At 40.6% G+C, this 20,283-nt stretch carries 17 protein-coding genes and 1 pseudogene; 5 read left to right on the top strand and 13 right to left on the bottom strand.

Features of this window, described 5'->3' with window-relative positions:
• Positions 1 to 49 precede the first annotated feature (49 nt).
• A complete protein-coding gene (locus ViNHUV68_RS00840) occupies positions 50 to 475 on the bottom strand; it encodes a GNAT family N-acetyltransferase (RefSeq protein WP_391088913.1) in 426 nt (141 codons plus the stop codon).
• A gap of 66 nt (positions 476 to 541) precedes the next feature.
• On the opposite strand from ViNHUV68_RS00840, the gene murB reads away from it, so the two are divergent.
• The 5 genes from murB (at position 542) to ViNHUV68_RS00815 (ending at position 5,317) form a co-directional block, all read left to right on the top strand.
• The gene (gene murB, locus ViNHUV68_RS00835) at positions 542 to 1,612 is read left to right on the top strand and encodes a UDP-N-acetylmuramate dehydrogenase (protein ID WP_391088911.1); all 1,071 of its coding nucleotides are present in this window, start codon (positions 542 to 544) and stop codon (positions 1,610 to 1,612) included.
• On the top strand, positions 1,609 to 2,601 hold the full coding sequence (gene birA, locus ViNHUV68_RS00830; protein WP_391088909.1) for a bifunctional biotin--[acetyl-CoA-carboxylase] ligase/biotin operon repressor BirA: 993 nt from the start codon (positions 1,609 to 1,611) through the stop codon (positions 2,599 to 2,601). Before murB ends, birA begins: the two co-directional genes overlap by 4 nt.
• 216 nt (positions 2,602 to 2,817) lie before the next feature.
• Positions 2,818 to 4,158 carry a CDP-diacylglycerol--serine O-phosphatidyltransferase gene (gene pssA, locus ViNHUV68_RS00825; protein WP_038176157.1) on the top strand — a complete coding sequence of 447 codons (1,341 nt, stop codon included), beginning with the start codon at positions 2,818 to 2,820 and terminating at the stop codon, positions 4,156 to 4,158.
• Between the two features lie 96 nt (positions 4,159 to 4,254).
• On the top strand, positions 4,255 to 4,938 hold the full coding sequence (locus ViNHUV68_RS00820) for a methyltransferase domain-containing protein (protein ID WP_391088907.1): 684 nt from the start codon (positions 4,255 to 4,257) through the stop codon (positions 4,936 to 4,938).
• A gap of 16 nt (positions 4,939 to 4,954) precedes the next feature.
• The gene (locus ViNHUV68_RS00815; RefSeq protein ID WP_391088905.1) at positions 4,955 to 5,317 is read left to right on the top strand and encodes a hypothetical protein; all 363 of its coding nucleotides are present in this window, start codon (positions 4,955 to 4,957) and stop codon (positions 5,315 to 5,317) included.
• 184 nt (positions 5,318 to 5,501) lie between these two features.
• On the opposite strand, the pseudogene ViNHUV68_RS00810 reads toward ViNHUV68_RS00815, so the two are convergent.
• The 12 genes and pseudogenes from ViNHUV68_RS00810 to ViNHUV68_RS00755 form a co-directional block, all read right to left on the bottom strand.
• Positions 5,502 to 5,639 (bottom strand): annotated as a pseudogene (locus ViNHUV68_RS00810) (ATP-binding protein); the annotation flags it as partial.
• 67 nt (positions 5,640 to 5,706) lie between these two features.
• A protein-coding gene (locus ViNHUV68_RS00805) for an IS3 family transposase (RefSeq protein WP_391088903.1) occupies positions 5,707 to 6,818 on the bottom strand; the annotation gives its coding sequence in 2 pieces (ribosomal slippage) (positions 5,707 to 6,557 and positions 6,557 to 6,818; 1,113 coding nt in all).
• Positions 6,819 to 6,942: 124 nt separating this feature from the next.
• Positions 6,943 to 8,940 carry a hypothetical protein gene (locus ViNHUV68_RS00800; protein WP_391088901.1) on the bottom strand — a complete coding sequence of 666 codons (1,998 nt, stop codon included), beginning with the start codon at positions 8,938 to 8,940 and terminating at the stop codon, positions 6,943 to 6,945.
• Positions 8,941 to 9,888 carry a glycosyltransferase gene (locus ViNHUV68_RS00795; RefSeq protein WP_391088899.1) on the bottom strand — a complete coding sequence of 316 codons (948 nt, stop codon included), beginning with the start codon at positions 9,886 to 9,888 and terminating at the stop codon, positions 8,941 to 8,943. It abuts the gene before it with no gap.
• Between the two features lie 26 nt (positions 9,889 to 9,914).
• Positions 9,915 to 10,625, bottom strand: a complete 711-nt coding sequence (locus tag ViNHUV68_RS00790; RefSeq protein WP_391088898.1) for a methyltransferase domain-containing protein — start codon at positions 10,623 to 10,625, stop codon at positions 9,915 to 9,917.
• A gap of 1 nt (position 10,626) precedes the next feature.
• Positions 10,627 to 12,537 (bottom strand): polysaccharide biosynthesis protein, encoded by a 1,911-nt coding sequence (locus ViNHUV68_RS00785; protein ID WP_391088896.1) that lies wholly within the window; start codon positions 12,535 to 12,537, stop codon positions 10,627 to 10,629.
• 63 nt (positions 12,538 to 12,600) lie between these two features.
• Positions 12,601 to 13,776, bottom strand: a complete 1,176-nt coding sequence (locus ViNHUV68_RS00780) for an aminotransferase class I/II-fold pyridoxal phosphate-dependent enzyme (protein ID WP_391088894.1) — start codon at positions 13,774 to 13,776, stop codon at positions 12,601 to 12,603.
• A gap of 11 nt (positions 13,777 to 13,787) precedes the next feature.
• Positions 13,788 to 14,411, bottom strand: coding sequence for a NeuD/PglB/VioB family sugar acetyltransferase (locus tag ViNHUV68_RS00775; protein ID WP_391088892.1), 624 nt, complete (start codon positions 14,409 to 14,411; stop codon positions 13,788 to 13,790).
• Complete coding sequence (locus ViNHUV68_RS00770) at positions 14,404 to 15,000, bottom strand: sugar transferase (protein WP_391088890.1); 597 nt, start codon at positions 14,998 to 15,000, stop codon at positions 14,404 to 14,406. The genes ViNHUV68_RS00775 and ViNHUV68_RS00770 overlap by 8 nt, the downstream gene beginning before the upstream one ends.
• A complete protein-coding gene (locus ViNHUV68_RS00765) occupies positions 14,984 to 16,162 on the bottom strand; it encodes a glycosyltransferase (protein WP_391088889.1) in 1,179 nt (392 codons plus the stop codon). The genes ViNHUV68_RS00770 and ViNHUV68_RS00765 overlap by 17 nt, the downstream gene beginning before the upstream one ends.
• A gap of 65 nt (positions 16,163 to 16,227) precedes the next feature.
• Entirely contained in the window at positions 16,228 to 18,042 is a 1,815-nt protein-coding gene (locus ViNHUV68_RS00760) for a heparinase II/III family protein (RefSeq protein WP_391088887.1), read from the bottom strand.
• Positions 18,039 to 20,180, bottom strand: a complete 2,142-nt coding sequence (locus ViNHUV68_RS00755; RefSeq protein ID WP_391088885.1) for a zinc-binding dehydrogenase — start codon at positions 20,178 to 20,180, stop codon at positions 18,039 to 18,041. The genes ViNHUV68_RS00760 and ViNHUV68_RS00755 overlap by 4 nt, the downstream gene beginning before the upstream one ends.
• Between the last annotated feature and the right edge of the window lie 103 nt (positions 20,181 to 20,283).

The following is a 20,283-nucleotide window of genomic DNA, read 5'->3' as shown; positions in this document are numbered from 1 at the left end:
CCTAAACCACTTAAATATTATGGAGCAACCGCTTTATAAAGCAAATGCTTTACATCTCGATATATTGCATCGCCACTAAACTTTTGGTTCGGCTATAGCGCTCAAACAGCGGCTTGAGATTATTAGGCAATGCCATCCAGTCAGTGGTTTGAAACCCATGTTGAGCATAAAACCCTTCAAGGTGTTGGTAAGCGAAACAGTAATCCCCCACCTTCAACACTTGCTGCTGACAGAAGGCCATAAGCTGATGACCAAAACCATGTTGCCGATAGTCAGGCACCACCAACATCCCCGTTAATAATCGATATTGTTCAACATTACGCAAACGCACTAGGGCGACAATTTGGCTTTGATAATAGCCGACAATCGTCAGTTCATCTTTCTTCGCTTTACCGGCAGGATAGTGCGCTTTATACAAGCGGGCCACCAGCGGCAGTTTAATTGGGTCTAGCGTTTCTATCTGCAGCGTATTCATCAAAGATTAAAACCAAGGGCTAAATTGAGGTAGAATGCAGGCAGTTTAGATTAGCCAGCAAAAGCAATGCAAATTAAAGCCAACGCAGACTTAAGTCACTACCATACCTTTTCGATTCCTCAGACTTGCGCTTACTTAGTGAAAGCGCACTGTGTCGACGATTTGAAAGCTATCTATCAAAATCCAGCTTGGGTGAGCTTACCTAAGCTTGTTTTGGGCAGAGGCAGTAATATGCTGTTTACCCAGGCCTATCAAGGCGTGGTAATTCTCAATCGTCTGCAAGGAAAAACCGTGACAGAAACAGACACGGCATGGCACTTACACATTGCTGGTGGCGAAGATTGGCCATCACTGGTCAAATGGTCGGTTGAGCAAGGCTATGCTGGACTTGAAAACTTAGCGTTGATCCCTGGCTGCTGTGGCAGTGCTCCCATTCAAAACATTGGCGCGTATGGCACTGAACTTCAAGATGTTTGTGAGTATGTCGATGTGCTTGATCTAGAAGACTTCACCGTACAAAGGCTCAGTGCAGAGTCATGTCAGTTTGGCTATCGAGACTCGATTTTCAAACGTGAACTGCAAGGCAAAGTCATCATCACCGCGATTGGCTTGAAACTCAACAAAGCTTGGCAAGCCAATATTGAGTACGGCCCACTGCGCGCCTTAACGATTAAGGGTGAGCAACATCATTCCACCGCAGGCATCAGTGCCAACGATATTTTTCAACGTGTATGCCAAGTTCGTATTGAGAAACTTCCCGATCCAGAAAAAGTGGGTAATGCCGGTAGTTTTTTTAAAAACCCAATCATATCAATGCCCCACTTTGAACGACTTAAAGCGCAATTCCCGAACATTGTTGCCTATCCTGCTGGCGACCAGATGAAAGTCGCCGCGGGTTGGCTTATCGATCAATGTCAGCTTAAAGGCTTTACTGTCGGCGGTGCGCAAGTTCACCCGAAGCAAGCATTGGTGCTGATAAATGCCAATCAAGCCAGTGCCGACGATGTGGTAAACCTTGCCGCTCACATACGCGACAACGTCTATCAGCGCTATCAGATTAAACTTGAACACGAAGTCCGTTTTATGGGCGCGCTAGCAGAAACCAATCTCGACACTATTTTGGAGCAGCGCCAATGAAAGATCACTCAATCAAACTCGCCATTTTACACATATTGGCTCAGGGCGGTTTTCATTCTGGCGAGCAGCTCGGTGAAAAATTTGGTGTGTCGCGCGCCGCTATTAGTAAACACGTCAAAGGCATTCAGCAATGGGGCGTGGATATTTTTAGTGTGCAAGGCAAAGGGTATCAACTTGCTACTCCGATGCAGTTACTTGACCAAGCGCTTCTTTCCAAGCAACTGACCACTCCTGTGCAACTGATTCCCATCATCGATTCGACCAATCAATATTTGCTCGAACGCATCGATAGCTTAGAGTCTGGCGCCGTGTGCATCGCGGAGTATCAAGCCAAAGGACGTGGACGTCGTGGGCGTGAATGGGTATCGCCTTTTGGTGCTAACTTATATTTATCTATGTTCTGGCGCCTAGATGCTGGTATGGCGGCGGCGATGGGGCTGAGCTTGGTGGTTGGTGTGGCCATTGTCGAGGCACTTGAAGAGTTGGGTTTAAACGACGTTAAGCTCAAATGGCCCAACGATCTCTATTATCACGATCGAAAATTAGCCGGTATTTTAGTTGAGATGTCAGGCCAAGCAGGTGCGGCGGCGAATCTAGTGATTGGCATGGGGATGAACTTGACGATGGCAGAGGATACTCAAGGGATTACCCAACCGTGGACAAGCCTAACGGAAGTGGCACAATCGCAACCGTTTGACCGTAACCAACTGGCCGTCACGATGATCCAAACGCTACACCGCGCACTAAGTGACTATGAAGTATATGGCATGCACGGTTTTGTCGAACGCTGGAATCGCTTGGATAATTATATTGGTCGGCCGATCAAACTGATCATGGGGTCAAGAGAAATAAGCGGTATTGCCAAGGGCATCAATGAGCAAGGCGCAGTGCTGCTTGAGACCGAGCACGGCATCGAGAGCTTTATTGGTGGGGAGATTAGCTTGCGAGTAGCGAGTAGCGATACTACAACAATCCGTCATTCTGAATAAGATCCACCGCACGTCGCCTTAGACTGCGGATAACCCAAAGTTGTCATTCTGAACAAATAGAGTTAACACCAAAGTCAAATCTCGTCATTCTGAACAGTGAGGCACGAACGTGATTCAGAATCTAACATTGCCACACTCTCGTATTCCACTACTCGAATCTTCTTGCTTTGTTTGCTAATATCCCTGTCCACTGTAAGTAAAGGTAATCCATCCAACATGATGACTAATAGGAATTTATTCGAGCAACTGCCTACTTTGGCGCAAGATCCAGCGATGTTTGAAACGCTGTATGCTGCCAAAGACTTTCGAATTCGCTTAATTGAAGCGATTCGTCAGGCCAGTAAACGAATCTACCTTGTCGCCCTTTACCTTGAAGATGACGAAGCTGGTCGTGAGATATTGACCGAGCTTTATCAGGCTAAGCAACGTAACCCAGGCTTAGATATTACAGTCTGTGTAGACTGGCACCGTGCACAACGTGGCCTAATTGGCGCCGAACCTGGTGAAACCAATGCTGCGATGTACAAAGCCTTTGCTGATAAACACCAGTACAAAGTTCCTGTTTATGGCGTACCTGTGCGTGGCCGAGAAGTGTTTGGTGTGTTGCACCTAAAAGGCTTCATTATTGATGACCAAGTACTTTACAGCGGCGCCAGCCTGAATAACATCTACCTAAATTATAAAGAACGTTATCGTTTTGACCGCTATCACCTGATAAGCAACAAAGCATTGGCAGACAGCATGGTCAACTTTGTGCAAAACGAGTTAGTTGCTCACCCAGCCGTTTATGATCTTACCTGTGCCAATAAACCCGAGACTAAAGAGATCAAGGCGCAAATTCGCCAACTGCGTGCATTACTGGCCAAAGCTCAGTATCAATTTGAGCCGCAAGAGATCACACCAGATCACGTGGCAATCACACCGATTGTCGGGGTGGGGAAAAAGCGCAATAAACTCAACCAAGGCATTAATCAGCTATTGGCGAAAGCCAAAGATGAAATTTTCATCTGCACGCCATACTTCAACTTTCCACGCAGTGTAGCGAAAGAGGTTAAAAAGGCCCTAAGACGCGGCGTAAAAGTGACCATTGTGGTTGGTGACAAAACTGCTAATGACTTTTACATCTCGCCAGAAGAAGAATTTAAAACGATTGGTGGATTGCCTTATCTGTACGAGCGTAACTTACGCCTATTTGCCAAGGCCAATGAAGCCAATATCGCCAGTCGTAAGCTCTCGATTCACTTGTGGAAACACGATGAAAACAGCTTCCACCTCAAAGGCATTTGGGTAGATAAACGTTATATGTTTATCACCGGAAACAACTTAAACCCACGCGCTTGGAAACTTGATCTCGAAAACGGTATTTTTATCCAAGATCATTACCATCATTTAACGCCGCAATTTGAGCAAGAAGTCGCGAATATTCTTCAACACACTCAGTTGATCTGCACCTACAAGCAACTAGAGAAGTTTGAAGATTATCCGGAGGCAGTGCAGAAGCTGATGCGTAAGATTACCCGCGTGAAAGCAGATCGGGTGTTGAAGCAGATTTTGTAGCATAATGTTGCTAACGATTAATTTTAAGATGACAAGTGGTGCATACTTTATTGAGAATAATATGGTAAGGCACTCGAGAAATTTAAGGATCTTGTTTTGAAAAATATCAGACCTGAGGTGGACTATAGAACATACATGAAGTCATGGTCTCAAATATACAACACGGTAAATTATCAAAAAGGGGCTGCAGCTTACTTCTTGAAAAAAAGCCACGAATGGTTAGAAGCATTTTTTGACTCGAATGCTCACTTTTCCAAAGTACTTGAAGTAGGTGCAGGTAACGGCCAGCATATTGAACATGTAAACCACAGCTACGATCGCTATGTTATGACTGATCTTAGACCAGAGATGCTAGAAACTGTTAATCAAAGTAATCCGAAAGTTGAAGTAAGCATTCAAGATGCGACCAAACTGTCATACGATGATAACGAGTTTGATAGAGTAATAGCCGCACATATACTTGAACACCTTCCCAATCCACATTCTGTGTTAAGAGAATGGACTAGAGTATTAAAACCTGGTGGTGTATTGAGCATCCTCATCCCATGTGATCCTGGCTTCGCTTGGCGATTGGGACAAAGCTTGAGATCTAAAGCTAATTTCGCATCTGTTGGATTAGACTATGATTACATTAATGCAAGAGAACATATAAATGCAATTGGTAACTTGAAAGTATTGATCGATTTTTACTTTCCTAAGAAACTAAATGTTCAATGGGAGCCATTAAAGTTACCAATCTATGACTGTAATTTATTTTACATTGTTCATATAACTATTTGATTGTATTGGTAAAAATATGCCTACCAGCCTAACATGGTTAAGTTTGTTTGTTTTTTTATTTTCAAATTTGCTTTCCCAAACCTTATATAAAAAATCACTAGCAAGTTCGATGGGCTTGCTATCAATTGTCGATGATTTTAAGAGCTTGTCTCTTTTGACACTAGGCTTTATTTTCCAAGTATCTAGCATTATATCTTGGCTATTTATTCTCAAAAATAACTCTTTGGTATGGGCAGGAATGATGACATCCCTTCTTCCTATACTTTTAGTTATTACAGGACGAATTGTTTTTGGTGAGCCTGTTTCTAAACAATGTATTCTAGGTATTTTTCTTGTTACAGTAGGATTGTTGATAGCACATATCCCTGCAAACAAATAATCTTATGATAATAACTCTTTATCACTTACCTAGTAATTATCAACAAAGATTTATTAATAATTACTCTATATTAGTACCCACATACTTATAGATAGGTACTAATATAGCTTGATTGTCAACGCCGACTTAAAACTGACCCACTTATCGGCGTGATCGCCGAAGTAAAATTGCCCCATCCACGTAATTAGTCTGTTCTTTGTAATTCATTCTGTAAGACAGTTGGAACTGTCCCAATGGCCTTTTTGCCCCTTAACCGATAACTCTCTCCGCTGATCTGTACGATGTGTGAGTGATGCAGTAATCGATCTAGTAAAGATGTTGTGGCTTGGTACCCGTGGTTCCATGATCACGTTGATGGGCCACCGTTTCCAACTGTAAACCTCCCCTAATTAGTTGCGCCCATAATGAGAGGTTTCGGCTTGTTCATTCTTCATTAAATATTCCCATGGTGTCAGATCGTTGAGGGCATCATGGGGACGTTCTTCGTTGTATTCTCGTATCCAGTTTTCTGTTAGCTCACGCACGTCATTCAAGGTTCTGAACACATACATATCGAGGATCTCTGTGCGATACGTACGGTTAAATCGTTCGACATAGGAGTTCTGAGTCGGTTTGCCTGGTTGGATAAATTCCAGCTTGATATCATGCTCCTCAGCCCAAGTCGCCAGCGTTACAGAGATGAACTCTGGGCCATTATCCATTCGCAACTTTTCTGGATAACCTCGCCATGCAATGATTCGTTCAAGCACTCGAACCACTCGTTGCGCAGGGAGGCTTAAATCCACTTCGATAGCGAGTGCTTCACGATTGAAGTCATCTACTACGTTGAAGGTTCTAAATCGACGTCCGCACTGTAAGCTGTCACTCATAAAGTCAATCGACCAACACTGGTTAGCTACCATTGGCACATTAAGCGGCTCAGGCGAACGAGTTGGTAAGCGTTTTTTCCCTTTACGACGCTTATTGAGTTTGAGTTCGCAGTAAATCCGATATATCCGTTTATGATTCCAGCCATGTCCCCACCGACGAAGTATTTTGAGCAACTTGCTAAAACCGTAGGCTGGATAACGCTCAACCGCTTTTTGCAGTTCAACAATCACTTCATGATCGTTATTCGCTTTAGGCTGGTATCGATAAACAGAATCACTAATGCCAACTGCGCGACAAGCAAGACGTAAACTGGCATTGTGCCGTTGTCTGGCATACTCAACCAGTTCTCGTCTTATCGCTGGCTTTACAGCTTTTTTTCTACGATGTCTTTGAGAATTCGATGCTCTAAGCTCAACTCAGCAAACATGGCTTTCAAGCGACGATTCTCCTCTTCTAAGTCTTTAAGGCGTTTGACTTCAGAGGCTTCCATCCCACCGTATTTGGCTTTCCAGTTGTAGTAGGTGGCATCTGAAATGCCGTATTCACGGCACACTTCATTGACCTTACGACCAACTTCCACTTCTTTTAAGATTTTGACGATTTGTGTTTCTGAGTAACGTGATTTTTTCATCGCGAGTTCTCCTTCTATGCTCAGTCTAAGCCGAAGAACTCTAAAATGGTATGCCACTAGTTTAGGGGAGGTTTACAATACAATTTCACACTAAAAGTGATATTAAATATTGATGAAATAAATATTAATTACAATGCTCATTTTTAGGTGAGTACAAGGTCAAGTTATGATAATCCGACAGGATTTTTACGTTTTCTGACTTTAAAAATTCATTTACTTCTATATATTTTTCTCTAGGGATTACATTGCCATTAAATTTATTATATTTCAGAGAGTCACCACTTACATTATAAGCCAAAATGTTTACTCTACCTAAGTGACAAATTGCATTTTTGAAACTATTCTCATTATTTAAAAGGGTGATAAATGCAGGACTCCAAAAGTCAATATCATAAGAAAAATCTCCTCCAAAGAAGTATCTAAAAGTCAAACCTGGTTCATAATACATATATACAACCGGAGTGGTTATAATTTCAATGAGTTGTTCATCAGTATATAATTTTCGAGCTCTTTCCATCAACCCTTCCTCATGCCTCATGTATAGAGTATTATTATTTAGTCGGTTTTCTACACCAATTGACGTATGTTTTAGCCCTTGCGCTATAGAAGAGTGACGAATCCCTGGCTTGTAAAAAACAAATAATAGGGAGACTGTGATAGAAAATAAATATACTCCAATGAAATAATTTAATTTTTTTTGCCAAAATTTGTTTTCTTTATAGATATTAACAAAAAATGCTAATATAAATGATGGGTACATAATAAACAAAAAATTGTTATGTATATATAATTTTGAAAAATAAACGTTTTTTCGATACTGAGTGATAACCTCTAAAGATAACGGGATCAGTACAGTTAAAATTGGAAAAAACAATAAGACAATCGCTTTTTTATCTATTTCTATCACATTACTTCTAAATGAAATTATGAATAAGAATATAAAAAACAACACCAAACCCAATAAATATACTGAGGCCGGATTGATATGATAGCCATCATTCAAATAGCCAATGGAAAATGAAGATATAATTCCACCAAAAAATGAGAACAACGTGTAGTCATATATATCAATGACGCTTTCTCTTGGAAATCTGAAACCATGGGTAACTATTTGACCAATCTCTTTTGAGGACAAAATAGATATAATCGCTACTGCAGGCCAGTAAGTCTTTATATCAATAAGCAAATAGCTAAATTTACCAGAAAGAGACGTTTTTCGATAGAATAATAAGAAGTAGGCAATTACATAGCAAAGAAGAAAAAATAGACCATAGTTTCTCCCATGGATAGAAAACGAACAAAACACAATTGCTAAAACAAAGTATTTTTTATTTCTGTTAAGAATGCTTATATAAAAATAATAGGTAGATAACAGAATAGGTAGGAAAAATAACTCTTCAGAGGCATTTGAGGAAAACCACAGTCGAATATTCCCATCAAGAAATAAAAACAGTATCATTGATAGAAAAAAAAGAACCTGAGGAATAATAGTGTGTCTATTCCTTATAAAAACTAAAGCTATATAAAAAGAGTAAACCACCGATAGTGCATTAAGTGCATTATATATATAGAACAAATCATTGATAGAAAAGTCCAGAATGAAACCACTCAATAAGACTAATCCAAAAGTGTTTGGCGCGTAATAAGAACCGCTAATTAAGAATCCATCTCTTAAATATTCGTTTGACTCGAAAAATAATGTTTCATGATCCATTATATATTTAGTATATAATGGATTCCAAGCTTGGAAGAACTGTGTCCCGGCCGACGCTTCATGGACAAACAAAGTTCTAATAAAAAAAACTATAAAAAAAACACCAATAAAGAAATAAATTTCAAGAAAATGCGTTCTTTTTTCTATTTTAACATTGTCTTTTACATCTATTTTTTTAAAAAGGAATACAAGAACGCTTAAAGAGAAAAAAAATACGGGCAAAAAGAATGACACATTCCATTCAAAAAAATATAGCGCGTAATAAGCCAGATTGGATGAGACAGCGGTAATAAGAAAAACAACAATCGATGAAATAAGACCTTCACCAAGTTTAAGAGAAGCTCCTAAGACAAGCATAATACTAAGAATGCTCAAACCATAGATAAGAGTCAAATCATGAAATATCATTTATTTATTATCCCCAATTACGCTTTCAATGATATATCTAGGCCTATTCTTGGTAAGATCGAATATCTTTGACAAATAGACACCGACAACTCCTAAAGATATCATGGTAATCCCTATCGCTCCTGAAGATAACAGAATAATGGTCGTATACCCTTCAGGGATATTGTTATAAAGTACGTATTGAAATGCCAGTTTTATACTTAGAATCGTGCAAACGAGAATAGAGATTAAGCCCAAGAATAAAATAAGATATAGTGGTATATGAGAAAATGATACAATTGAATTGAAAGCAAAAGAGAATAACCGCGTCAAACTCCAAGAGCTTTGTCCTTGCTCTCTCTGGTTTTCACTAAACTCTAGAGTAGTAGACCTAAAGCCCACATCTTGGCATACTGCGCGAAAAAAGAAGTCAATATCACCGTACGAAATTACAGCATCTCTAACCCTACGATTAAAGAGTTTGAAGTCACTAGACTCGAAGAGATGGACATTGGTAAAAGAATGAAACACCTTATTATAACTTCTAGCAAGAAATTTATACAGTGGGCTTCCCCTCCTTCCTTTCTTAATCCCATGAATTATATCCCATTTGTTTTTTTTCATTGTAGAAAAAAAATCCATAATACGCTCAAATGGATGTTCACCATCAGAGTCAATAACTAAGTAGAAATCACTATCTTGATATTCAAGCCCAGCTAAGATGGCCTTATCTTTACCATAGTTTTTTGAAAGTTTAATCGCAGTAACATAACTATTACGTGTGACGAGGCTATCTATTTTAGTCCAAGAGTCATCTTGAGAACCATCGTCAACAAGTAATAAGCGGCAATCCCATTCTACTTGTTCTAAAGCTTCTAGTAGTGAGGACATCGAATTATTCAGTGAGTCCGACTCGTTATATACTGGAACAATGACTGTTAGTTTTTTTAAATCCACACTATTCATCATAAATTAATTTATCTTTTATCGGGTTATCAATCTAAACTTTTAGCCGTTATATAGGTGTAAAAGCTCAAATGTTTATGATTGAATGGGAACCGTTTAACTTTAACATCATCAAAATAATGACCAATTAATTGTATTATTTCATTCTCATTATTTACATGTTCATGCTTCATTATCTGTTTATAAGACAGGCCAGTTCTAAGCCCGAAGCTGACGCCAGTCGTTACACGCCATGAAAGCCCCCATAAAGCTCCCCCTTCAGAAGGTATCGCCATCTCAATGACACCATTTCGCTTTAGTAAATTTTTAATCTGACTTAACTCATTAGGTAAATCAATCATATGTTCGAGAGTTGCAATTGAAATAATTCTGTCATATTTATTGCTTTTCGGTATGTCTGACAAGTATGAATAACAGTTGTTCACCATCTTTAATTTTTCATGTTTATTCTGATAAAGTTCAGAATACGGTTCAACTATATCGTAAAGTTGGTAATTAGTTTCGTAAAACAAATGATTAAGTGTACCTGCACCTACTTCAAGAACCTTGCTTTGACCCTGATTCTTAGAAATCTGAAAATGCATCCAAGACTCTAGTCGGTTGGCTAGTTTAGATATATATCCTAGTTGGCCTTCCCTATTCTTTTCATATTCATCCTGTAATACTTGCTTATATCTATCGTTTAGTTTTGGCCTAACCTTTGGAAAGTTGCTAATTATATCTTTGATATTTGGGTTCACTTTATACTCCGATTTCTTCGTTCCAAACTAAATCACTAATACCATCCGTAGGTTGAAAGCCTGTTGGGGCCTCTAGCAATATCTTCCTAATCTCTTCGTGTTGGATATTATTACAAGCAATGTCAAGGCGATCTAATAGTTCATCATACTCCACAATAGGTAAGAAGTTCTCTTGTGCTGTCATAATCCGACTATGAACCGTTGTATCTACTCGCTCACCGATTAATAACTCTTCATACAACTTTTCACCTGGGCGTAAACCAGAAAATTGAATCTCTATATCTCCATATGGATGCTCATCATTCTTAACTTCAAGGCCAGACAACTTAATCAGATTTTCAGCCAAGTCAGTTATACGTACTGGCTCTCCCATATCGAGAACAAATACATCACCACCCTTGCTCATAGCTCCAGCTTGAATAACTAACTGCGCGGCTTCCGGAATTGTCATAAAGTAGCGAATAATATCTTTATGAGTCACAGTAACCGGTCCCCCGTGTGCAATCTGCTTTTTAAACAAGGGAATAACAGATCCCGAAGAGCCCAAGACATTGCCGAAACGAACCATAGAAAATCTTGTACCATTATCCCTGCTATTTTCTTCTTCAGATAACGCCTGTAGGGCTAGTTCAGCCATTCTCTTAGTCGCTCCCATAACATTTGTCGGTCGCACAGCTTTATCAGTAGAAATTAGTACAAACGATTCAACACCAACGTCAATAGCAGCCTTTGCTGTATAATAAGTACCGAACACATTGTTCCGGATACCTTCGACAACATTGTATTCCACAAGAGGGACGTGCTTGAAAGCTGCCGCATGATAAACAGTGTCAACACTGAAAGTTCTCATAGCTGTTACCAGTCGATTTCTATTCTGTACAGAACCGAGTAGTGGTATGACTTTTACTAAGAGGTTTTTACCACGAGCGATCATTGACAGCTCGTGATCCACCTGATAAAGGCCAAATTCAGAAAGCTCAAATAAAACCAAAACTTCAGGCTCTTGTAAGATAATTTGTCTACAAAGTTCAGAGCCAATTGAACCACCAGCTCCAGTAACCATAACAACTTTGTTTTTGATATTTGACTCCATCAAAGACTGTTGAGACAAAACAGGATCACGTCCTAAAAGATCTTCAATCGCTACATCTTTCAATTCATCAATATTAGCTTTGCCTTCGACTATATCCTGCATATCTGGAACAGTTAACACCTCTGTGGAAAGTGGTACTAGTAATTCAAGAATTTCTTTTCGGCGAGCTCTAGAAGCACTCGGAACAGCAAGAAGAATTTGGCTAACATTATGTTTATCAATCAACTTACCAGCTTTATTAATGTCACAGACGTTCAGACCTAGAATCATTGTATTTTCAAGAGTCTTGTCTTGATCAATAAAACCAACAACTTTATGAGTTTCAGAGTTTCTCATGGCCAACGCAAGTTGACGCCCTGCAGCCCCTGCACCGTAGATTAATACACGTTTGCTTCCTTTACTGTTAGCCTGCGCCACTAGAACCCTCACAACTAGTCGAGAGCCACCACACAATAGACATAAAAACGCACCATAAATTATTGGGACTGAACGGGGAACCGGGGCATCAAAATAGAAAGCTAACACTGCAACAGATACCGCAGATATTGTAGTCCCAACACTCACGACTGCTAGTGCATGAAATGTAAGATATCTAAGAACTGCGCGATATAGACCGAGCTTTGTAAACGCAGCAATAGTTATAACTAGAGTTCCAAGAATTATATACTTTACAGCGATGCTATCAATAGCAGTAAAGGATCCTATGCGTGTCCAATAAGCAATGTAGAAAGATCCAACAATAAATACTGAGTCGACTAGTACACTAATTAGCCGTTTATAAAATCTTGACAAGTTCCATATATAGTTAAGTCTAGCCATTTTGTTCTCTAATAAAAACTAAACGCCTGAATCACACTGGCGTTGAGAAATTTGTTGTATTTACTATGCTTGAGCTTCTAAAAGAACACTTCTAATTACTTCAGCCATAACGCTTACTTCTATCTGAGTCAATGTAGGATGAACGAGGAACATAATGCTCGTATCACCTAAAATCACTGCATTCTTTAACGGTTTTCGAGGTCGAAACTCAGTACCATCAAAAGCCTTTTCATTGTAAACCTCAGAACAACTACCTTGGTAAGCAGGAACACCTTGTTCAATAATAGCTTCTATTATTCTATCTCGTGTCCATTCTGATTTCAGATGATCTGGTCGAACAAATATATAATGTTTGTACTTAGCATGTTCGATGTAGTCAGGCACTTTCACACAACGAGCGATTGGTAGATCTACTATTGCAGCCTCTATAATGGAAGCATTTTTTTGGCGTTTTGCTGTCCACTCCGACATTCGTTGTAACTGAATACGGCCAAGCGTCGCTTGCATTTCTGTCATCCGCCAGTTTGTACCAAAACATTCATGAAGCCAACGGAAACCAGGTGGGTGCTCTCGGTTGTAGATAGCATCAAAACTCTTACCATGATCTTTGTATGACCACATAAAAGACCAAAGATTTTTGTGGTTTGTAGTTACCATGCCTCCTTCACCACCAGTCGTCATGATTTTGTCTTGACAGAACGACCAAGCCCCAATATGACCAATAGTACCGACACTACGACCTTTGTATTTTGCACCATGAGCCTGCGCACAGTCTTCTACCACTTTAAAACCATGCTTATCAGATAGAGCCATAATTTCATCCATCTCAGCAGGCATTCCGGCAAGGTGCACAACAATGACCGCTTTAGTTTTCTCCGTTAACACTGCTTTAATTGTTTCGGCAGTTATATTTTGGCTATTAAGGTCAACGTCTGCAAAAATTGGTTTAGCTCCTGCGGTCACTATAGAGGATGCTGATGCTAAAAACGTCCTTGGGGTAGTAATTACTTCATCGCCTTGCCCTATTCCCAGAGCTTTTAAAGCAACGTCTAATGCCAGGGTTCCATTTCCCAAAGCTACGGCATAATCGCAACCAACCCAAGCCGCAAACTCTTTTTCAAACTGACGCCCTTCTTGGCCTGTCCAATAGTTGACTTTATTTGAAAGTAACACCTGACTAACTGCATCCGCTTCTTCTTGGGTAAAAGAAGGCCACGGTGAAAAGGGGGTATTTAACACTTTTTCAATCCTTAATTATTAAGCTGCTGAGCAGGAACTCCTGCTACGACTTGCTCATCGAGAACATCTTGTACTACAACGGCACCTGCAGCAATAACTGCATGATTACCAATTTTTATTAGTTGCTTTACGCTTGCACCGATGCCAACCCAACTCCCTACGCCTACCTGAACTCCTCCGGCTATATTAGCTCCAGGACTAATATGAACTCCCTCTTCCAATACGCAATCATGATCAATTGTGGCTGACGTGTTGATTATACAGTTGGGCCCGATAGTAGAAAATGGATTAATAACAGCCCCCGCCATGACTACGGTTCCCTCGCCAACTTGAGAATATTGGCTTACAGTCGCGGTTGGGTGAATAAATGTAGGAAAGTGAGCGCCTTTTTGAGAAAGGAGGGTCTGCTTTTCAATTCGAGTCTGATTATGACCAATAGCGACAATGACAGCATCGAAATATGAACAGCTTTCCAGTAATTGCCCTGTCGTTCCTATAACTTGCCAATGCTCTACATGAGACAGTTTAGGCCAACGGTCATCAAAGAAACAAATATCGTTATAGCCATTGAGTTCTGCAATTTCTGCAATCACTTTACCATGACCACTAGCACCCAAGATTGCACATTTACTCACTTGAATTACCTTTAAATGGTTCAATGGTCACATGGTCATCGGCTGAAATACCTTCTTTTACAAATACTTTTTTGATCGTTAAGAAAATAATTTTAATATCTAGCCAGAATGTACGATTGTCGACATACCAAACGTCTAACTTGAATTTATCGTCCCAACTGATCGCGTTGCGTCCGTTAATTTGAGCCCAGCCAGTTACACCTGGTTTCGCTTCATGGCGACGTGCTTGTATTTCATTGTAAAGGGGAAGGTATTGCATAAGAAGGGGGCGAGGCCCTACTAGGCTCATATCGCCCTTAAGAACATTCCAAAGCTCAGGCAGTTCATCTAGGCTTGAAGTACGCAGTTTTACACCAAATGATGTCATTCGTTCTGAGTCAGGAAGAGGGAGTCCATCTTTATCTACAGCATCTTTCATCGTTCTAAACTTCACCATTTCAAATGGCTTACCATTAAGCCCAGGACGTGTTTGTCGAAATAACACCGGAGAACCTAAGTTGTTCCGGATTTTCCACGCAACTAAAGCAATAGCAGGTGCCAAAACTATCAAGCCGCATAAAGATGCAAAAAAATCAAATAACCTTTTCACGTTTCACTCCACTGTCTGTCTCTGAGTCTACAACCCATGAAACCCATCTATCAGCAAGCAACTTACGGTCAAACTCTCTTTCTGCTAACAGGCGGGCGTTAACTCCCATTTCAACCAACCTCTCCCTATTATCCGCAGCATGCTCAAGTGCTTGAGCAAACTCCAACGAATTCCCTGGCTCAACCGTGTAGCCACAATTCATTTCTTGAATCATGCTCGCTAACCAACCTGGGTAGTTGTTTAGCACCGGCAAGCCCGCTGAGATATAATCAAAAAATTTATTTGGTGATGTACCAAAATAAAAAGCGGGAACATTTGCAAGTAGTTGCATACCAATGTCAGCACTTTCCATCAACCCCGCCAGCTTCTCTTTATTAACTGGCGGATGGAAAATAACATTATGTAAGTTTAATTTTTTTGCCCGTAATTCTAGCTCAGATTTTAATTTCCCTTGCCCAACTAAGACTAGCTTGATATCACTTCGCCCTCTAGTTTTGAGTTCTTGAGCAACATCAATAACCGCATCAAGACCATTCGCAACACCATGCGTACCAGTAAAAACTGCCACTAGATCACTATCAGATATGCCTTGGGGCCGCCAAGGATTCACCGCTTGACCAAAAATAGATAAATCACATCCGTTAGGCACTAGCACAATTTTAGAGGGATTTACACCACGTTTTTTTATTCCCTCAACAATACCGGGAGATAAGCCAACACAACGATGTGCACTTCGGTAAGATGCCCACTCTAAAAACGACATTAAACCAAGAATGATTGGGTTTTTAATCACCCCCATTTCTCTAGGCAGTTCAGGCCACAAGTCTCGAACTTCAAAAACAAACCGTTTCCCTCTTAACCAACGAGCGAAAATTCCAGGGATACCTGCCGTAAGCGGTGTTGTTGTGGCAAATAAAACGTCATACTTCTCTGTAAAAGTTAATCCGATGCTCTTTAATGCAAACTTAGCAAACGTCATAGTTCGTGTAATGAAACTGTCTGCATTTGAGTAAGCAAGATCAAACTCAATTATCCTAATGCCGTCGACGTAACCTTCCCGCTTACCTTTTGTAAATGAGTTAACTAAACCTGTTTCACCTCCACCATATGTACCACAAACCATAGTAACCGAATGGCCATGGTGGATCAGACGTTTGGCCATCTCATATGATCGGATTCCCGTTGAGCCCTTGGGGGTCGAAAAATGTTGATGGAAGTATAAAATATTCATTGTATGAAAATGTACTCTGTTATTATTTTGCAGTCGGAAGTAACTTCAACTTCTATGACTGGTGTATCTTCTTCTCGATAATAATGACGAGACTCTTTACCTTGAACTAGCTTAATTGATTTTGGCTCATGACTACATGTAATGCTGATTGTATGTTCTCCATTGGCAACTTGGTTTCCTACCAATTGCCAGCGACTAGGCACTAATCGCCAACGCAGTGTAGCCTTTGTATCAAAGCCAGATATTTGATCTTCAACCAGTAAGCTTGTCTCAGATAGCGTAACGGTCCGTGTATGCTGATTGGCTAAATAGTCCCTATACCCCGCTTGGCAACACATTATCTCTGGTGTCCATTGAACTGAATTTGGCTTTAACCATTCACCAAGTAAAAACCGACCAACTCGAGGCATTTGATCTCGACCATCAAACTCAATGGTATTATGGCTCCGAGCCCCACTGTAGTAATCTATATATTCCTGGCCAGCATTATAACTAAAGGTACCACCGTCTCTTAGCAAATTGACACCATTGAGCCATAAATCGATATGTAGAGCATCACATTGTGCGGGGCGAAATCTGTATTTAGGGTAAGTTACAAACGCAAAGGCCCCACTTCTATTTCGTAAACCAAAGTAGCCACCATCAGAGAAATGGAATGAGCCTTGTTTTTCTAATGATTCTGTCGGTTTCGATAAACCAAGAAACTGAAGAGCTTTATCATAACCTCCACTTCTTTGCCAAGCTGCTCTATTACAAAAAACTCTCGCAGCAAGTTGAACAGATGGACGAAAGTCACGATAACTTGAATCGGTTAATGGGAGTAACCTCGCTCCATCATTGTGGCCCAGATTTGGAGCACCACCAGAGATTTCATCCGTTAGCTGATATAGCCAATTGGTAGCGCTCTTAAGGCGACTATGTAGTAGCGAAGAAAAAGCAGGCACACTCATTTCTCGACGCCACAGCTCCGACATAGTGTAAGTATCTAACATAACCCTATGATAGTTAACAGAGTATTGGCTAAAAGAACCATCTTCTTCAATTAAGTGACGAGCGCGATTTTCTAACCATTTTCGTCCCAGCCTAACCCATTTTTCAGCTTTCTTATCACCTGAATGAACTAACCAAGTCCCTCCAATAAAGAGCGCTGCTGCTTCTGAAGTTCCATGATTATTATCTTGTGCGACTGCATAAGACATCGTAGGTGCTATTCGCTTTAGATGAGCTTTAACAAACATCAAAATTGATTCTGTAGGCTTTTCAACTTGACCAAGCAGCTTCGCCGCAAAAGCTATGTGCATTACACGAATTGAGGCTTCCTGACCACATTTCCAATTAGGGCCCATATATGGCGGATTCTTGTCAAGCCAATCACTACATGTTTGATTTAGCAATTGAACTGCACCATTTTTGCCTTTTTGATGCTCAATAGCTAAACCAATAGCCCAATCAAATCGAGATGCTTCCCAGATACCTTTGATATCCCCGACAGTAGAACCAAAATCAGATAACTGGAACCAAGGGCGAGAAAAAAACTCGTATTTCTCCTCCGTTAAAACACTTTTATCCCATTGAATTTCACCTACTTTAACAGCATTTTTCCACCCAAATGGCTGAAACAAATAATCAGTTTTACCACTTGAACTCAGCTGGTCCTCACTTTGGTTAAATAAAGGCCCCACAATTGGGGCCGCTTTAATACGTTTTACAGGATTTAAACCTGTGCGTAAGCCCACTTGGTAATATACCACGCGCGCCAAATTCAGCACACCGAGCTTAAGCACGGTCTTAACCTTGTCTTTACTTATCATTTCTGACTACGGAGCTGTTCTACAATTTCAATTGTCACTTTGGCGACTTCAAACAATTCTCCAGCTGGAATAGGGGCTTCTATACCTTTCTCTATCGATTGAAGAAATGCGGTAGAACAGTCAGCTTGTCCTTTATCTTGTTTCCACAGGTTCATTTTTGAAAAACCAGGCCAGCCAAAGGCTTTTAATTTTCGGAAGTTATCTAATTGAAGAACTCGACCAGCGGTAAAAACCTCAACTCGCTCTTTAGGAAAGCTAGCTGCACCATTTGCCAAGTAATGGATAGTACCAAAAGAGCCATCAGCAAAGCCTAGAATAATAGCCGCTTTATCCTCTGTAATCTCTACACTGTCTGTATCACCCATCCTTCTGCATTGTACTGAAGTGATTTCCGAACCCGCAAGGAAGCGCATCAAGTCAACAAAATGACATGCCTCTCCGATAATACGACCACCGCCCACACTACTATCTTGAGTCCAATGTTCGGCAGGTATTGCACCTGCGTTCATTGTCATCATAAAAGTTTTAGGCTCATTAATTGAAGAAAGAAGCTCCTTCATCTTTTGAACTTGCGGCGAAAAGCGACGATTAAAGCCAACCATTAATTTTGGAGCAGCATCAGTCGAGGTTTTCGAATAGTATGCAGCCTCGACATGAGCGAGCTCCGATAGTGAAATCGCTAGTGGCTTTTCTACAAAAACATGTTTTCCTGCATTTAAAGCTTCTGCAACAAACTTGGCGTGACTATTATGACGAGTAACGATAGCAACAGTATTGATCTCTGGATCCAAGAGCATTGACTGCGTATCTGTTGTTGTCTTTGAAAAGCCAGCTTTTTCACCATGAGTCACACCATTGATACCACCAGATGTAGCAATTGTGTGAAGCTGTGCTCCTCCTGCTTTAAATGCTGGAATAAGCATTCGTGAAGCGTAGTTTCCGGCACCAACAAACCCAACAATTGGTTTAGCAGCTTGGAAAGTTACACTAGAATCTAATTCAACAACCTTTTTATGACGAGGTTCTATTTCACTACCATAATTGAGCAAAATACCAAGCGCAGATCTATCCGAAGTTAGAAGCTCGTATGCCTTTGGTGCTTCCTCAAAATTGAAGCGATGTGAGATAAGAGGCTTAACATCTACCTGTCCTGAAGCCATCATATCCAAAATGGCTTCAAAGTTTCTTTGCTCTGTCCAACGCACAAATGCATATGGGTAATCGTTACCCTTATCTTCATAGTCTGGATCATATCGTCCAGGTCCGTAAGAGCATGATACTTGAAACATCAGCTCTTTCTCATAGAAGTCCGCTCGGTTTAACTCTAAGCCAGTAACACCAACCAGTACGATACGTCCCCGCTTCCGGCTCATTCGTGCTGCCTGTGTAACCGGGTCATTCGATTTAGTTGATGCTGTTATAATAACACCATCGACTCCTTTGCCACGGCTAAACGCCATACCAGCAGCAACAGGATCTTCGCCACGTCCAGGATTACATATTTCTGCACCAAACTGTTTTGCCAATTCTAGTTTTGAGTCATCAAAGTCTATTGCTAAAACCCGACAGCCCTGAGCTCGAAGAAGCTGCACAGTAAGCAAACCAATAAGTCCAACACCAGTTACAACAAAAGCCTCACCAAGGGTTGGCTCTGCCAACCGAATACCTTGTAAGCCAATGCTTGCAACAACAGTAAATGAAGCTTCTTCATCTGAGACATTATCTGGAATCAGTGCGCATAGATTTTTAGAAACCCTAACAACATCAGCATGAGGTCCGTTAGAAACGACTCGATCGCCCGCTTTAAAACCCACGACATTTTTTCCAACCGAGTTAACTGTGCCTACGTTGCAATAGCCTAGAGGTAAAGGCTGAGCAAGCTTCGATTGCACTGCATCAATTGTGGTCATCAAACCGTCAGTTTGGACCTTTTCTAGAACCATCTTTACCTTGTCGGGCTGCTGACATGCTTTATCTAAAAGGCTAGCCTTGCCAAAATCAACAAGCATACGCTCCGTACCTGCAGAAATTAAAGAAACTGTTGAATCGATCAACACATTCCCATTCGTAGCTATTGGAGTTGGGGCTTCCACTACATTAGAGCCTCCGTTTGCCATATCCTGTAAAATTTGTTTCACCAAATCACCTCTAAAAATTAAAATCTTGACAAAAAACTATTCGCCCATACTTGTATAAATGAGAAAGTATAATGGACTAGATTGCCCAAAAAATACGAAAATA

This window comes from Vibrio sp. NH-UV-68 (assembly GCF_042940635.1).
Classification (GTDB): Bacteria; Pseudomonadota; Gammaproteobacteria; order Enterobacterales; family Vibrionaceae; genus Vibrio; species Vibrio pacinii.
The sequence above is the reverse complement of the archived record's forward strand: the minus strand, read 5'-3'. Positions and strand labels throughout refer to the sequence as shown.